The organism is Pseudoxanthomonas kalamensis DSM 18571, assembly GCF_010211745.1.
Lineage (GTDB): Bacteria > Pseudomonadota > Gammaproteobacteria > Xanthomonadales > Xanthomonadaceae > Pseudoxanthomonas_A > Pseudoxanthomonas_A kalamensis.
The window spans coordinates 1-734 of the sequence record NZ_PDWQ01000043.1 but is presented as its reverse complement, the minus strand read 5'-3'; the positions used below and the strand labels follow the sequence as shown (position 1 = coordinate 734).

At 48.4% G+C, this 734-nt stretch carries 2 protein-coding genes; both read left to right on the top strand.

Features of this window, described 5'->3' with window-relative positions; translation table 11 throughout:
- A partial coding sequence (locus CSC70_RS13870; RefSeq protein ID WP_182878935.1) for a TraR/DksA C4-type zinc finger protein occupies positions 1-119 on the top strand: 119 nt, incomplete at its 5' end.
- Positions 116-664, top strand: a complete 549-nt coding sequence (locus CSC70_RS13865; RefSeq protein WP_001289873.1) for an ead/Ea22-like family protein — start codon at positions 116-118, stop codon at positions 662-664. The genes CSC70_RS13870 and CSC70_RS13865, both read left to right, overlap by 4 nt.
- The last annotated feature ends 70 nt before the right edge of the window (positions 665-734 follow it).

The window sequence follows — 734 nt, the reverse complement described above, 5'->3', positions numbered from 1 at the left end:
GTTGTGAGTGTGGCGATCCGATAGATGAACGAAGACGCCTGGTCGTTCAGGGTTGTCGGACTTGTGCAAGTTGCCAGGAGGATCTGGAACTTATCAGTAAACAGAGAGGTTCGAAGTGAGCGAAATTAACTCTCAGGCACTGCGTGAAGCGGCAGAGCAGGCAATGCATGACGACTGGGGATTTGACGCAGACCTTTTCCATGAATTGGTAACACCATCGATTGTGCTGGAACTGCTGGATGAACGGGAAAGAAACCAGCAATACATCAAACGCCGCGACCAGGAGAACGAGGATATTGCGCTAACAGTAGGGAAACTGCGTGTTGAGCTTGAAACAGCAAAATCAAAACTCAACGAGCAGCGTGAGTATTACGAAGGTGTTATCTCGGATGGGAGTAAGCGTATTGCTAAACTGGAAAGCAACGAAGTCCGTGAAGACGGAAACCAGTTTCTTGTTGTTCGCCATCCTGGGAAGACTCCTGTTATCAAGCACTGCACTGGTGACCTGGAAGAGTTTCTGCGGCAGTTAATCGAACAAGACCCGTTAGTAACTATCGACATCATTACGCATCGCTATTACGGGGTTGGAGGTCAATGGGTTCAGGATGCAGGTGAGTATCTGCATATGATGTCTGACGCTGGCATTCGCATCAAAGGAGAGTGAGATCGGTTTTGTAAAAGATAACGCTTGTGAAAATGCTGAATTTCGCGTCGTCTTCACAGCGATGCCAGAG